This window comes from Dyella sp. ASV21, from assembly GCF_016428975.1.
GTDB lineage: Bacteria > Pseudomonadota > Gammaproteobacteria > Xanthomonadales > Rhodanobacteraceae > Dyella.
In genome coordinates, this window is sequence record NZ_JAELTT010000147.1 from 1 (window position 1) to 2,235 (window position 2,235).

A 2,235-nucleotide genomic window follows, 5' to 3' on the forward strand; every position below is an offset into this window, starting at 1 on the left:
GCCATGAGAGGTCGCGTACTTCGCATACCAGCGCCTGCTGCGCGGCGATGCATAGCTCCTCGCCATCGCGGCTGAAGGTGGCGCGCAAGGCCTCATGGCGATCCACCAATTGCTGCAGGGCGGCTTGCAGCGCGGCGACGTCAAGCTCGCCCTGCAGGCGCAGCGAGATGGATTCGTTGTAGGCCAGCGAGGCGGCGGGCTCCAGCGTGGAAGCGAGCCACACCTCGCGTTGTGGTGCGGTGGCGGGCACGACATGAGCCAGGGTGGAACCTGCAAAAGGGTCGTAATCGACGGCAACCGGGGTGGCGTTGACAAGCGGCGTCGTGTCGTTGGGAATCATGCGTTCACCCTCATGAACTTGCCGGGCATATCGGGGTTGGGTACGAACCAGGCTGGATTGCCTTCCTGATCCTTGCCGAGGCGCGCGCCCAGCACGGGCGGGCGCGTGGCGTCGAAGGCCAGCGCTTCCACATTCTTGTGACGCGGCAGGAATTCCGCTTCTTGCAGTTCCAGCACCGAATCCTTGAAGGCCTTGGCGATGGCGAGGAAATCCTGCTCGCTATGCGCGGTGGTGAAGAAGCAGGGGAAGTTGTCCAGTACGTGGATGCCGCGGCTGCGCATCATGGCGAACAGCAGGTCCTGTAGCGGGTGATCCTCGGTGAAGTTGGTTTTCCACACCGAGGCAAAGTGCACCAGCTGGATCGGCGCGCCCACGCTGGCGCAGAACGCGTTGAGTTCATCCATCAGCAGCGCGGTGCGTGCATTGAGCCGTTCCTGCAAGGCCGAGCCATTCGCTTTCAAATGCGTGAGCACCGCATGCGCGGCCGCCAGTGCGAGGGGGTGGCGCACGAAAGTGCCGGCGAAATAGGTGACGCCCACGGTGGGAATGGAGGCGTCGCCGTATTGCCAGCCGCCACCATCCAGGGCATCCATGTAGCGGCGCTTGCCGGCAATGACGCCGATGGGGAAGCCGCCGCCCACGACCTTGCCGTAGGAGGCGAGGTCGGCATCGATGCCGAGCACCGCTTGCGCCCCGCGCGGATGCGAGCGGAAGCCCGTCACCACTTCGTCGAAGATCAACAGCGCGCCCGCGTCGGCGGTGATCGCCCGGAGCTCCTTGAGGAAATCGCGCGGCTGGAAATCCGGACGGCGGCTTTGCACCGGCTCCACCAGCACAGCGGCGATGGAGGCGGCGCGCTCGCGAATGATCTGCAGCGATTCGGGTGTGCCGTAGTCGAGCACCAGCACGTTTTCGGAGGTGTTGCGCAGGATGCCCGGCGCGGCCGGCACCGAGCGCAGCTTCTTGGTGCCGCGCACGATCACTTCATCGAAGATGCCGTGATAGGAGCCAGTGAAAATCACCAGGGTGTCGCGTCCGGTAACGGTGCGGGCGATGCGGATGGTGCCCATCACCGCTTCGGAGCCGGTGTTGCAGAGCGCGGCGCGATCGAACCCGGTGAGCTCGCATACCTGTTCGGCGACTTCGCCGGCCAACGGGTGCTGCGGGCCGATTTCGTAGCCGGCATCCAATTGGCGGCGCACGGCGTCGAGCACGAAATCCGGCTGCCAGCCGAACAGGTTCATGCCAAAGCCATTGAGCGCGTCGATGTACTCGTTACCGTCCAGATCCCACACCTTGGAGCCTTTGGAGCGGTTGATCACGATCTGGTAGATCATTTCCTTGAGCAGCGGGCGGAAGCCATTGACCACGCGCGGATCGGCGAGATGGTCGCGATGGCGCTGGGTGTATTCCTTCGACGCACGGGTGCGATCGATGTAGCGACGCATGAAGGCGTCCAGTCGCGCGCGCTGGCGATCGGAAAGCTCGGTTTGCGTGGAGTGGATGCGCGCAATGGCGCCGAAGGCCTTCTTGACGTCGTAGGTGGTGTGGGCGAGCGCGGCTTCCTCGTCCGGCGGAGGGGTAGCCGCGGCGCTGGCGGTGGGGGCCGCCGGTGCGGGCGCGGACGCCACGGGTGCGCTCGCTGTCGCCGGTATGCCTTGGGCAGGCAGCAGTGAGGGCGCGGCCAGCGGGCCGTTGCTTGCGGCAGCCAACAGGGCGAGTTGCTGCTGCATGATCAGCATCTGCTGCTGGATCACATCCTGCACCACGTTGCCGCTGGCAGCGGTTGCCATGAAGGTGGGGGCAGCCGCCGGGGCCGCGTTAGCGGTGGCCGCGGCAGCGGGGGCAGCCGGCGCGGCGGCGTCCGGCGGCAGGAGTTGGTCGATGTGCATGGC

Annotated in this window: 2 protein-coding genes; both read right to left on the bottom strand. The window is 66.0% G+C overall.

All coding sequences use genetic code 11. The features are described 5' to 3' along the window. A partial coding sequence (locus tag JHD67_RS21280) for a condensation domain-containing protein (protein WP_199101142.1) occupies positions 1-340 on the bottom strand: 340 nt, incomplete at its 3' end. Next, a partial coding sequence (locus JHD67_RS21285; protein WP_199101143.1) for an aminotransferase class III-fold pyridoxal phosphate-dependent enzyme occupies positions 337-2,235 on the bottom strand: 1,899 nt, incomplete at its 5' end. The genes JHD67_RS21280 and JHD67_RS21285, both read right to left, overlap by 4 nt.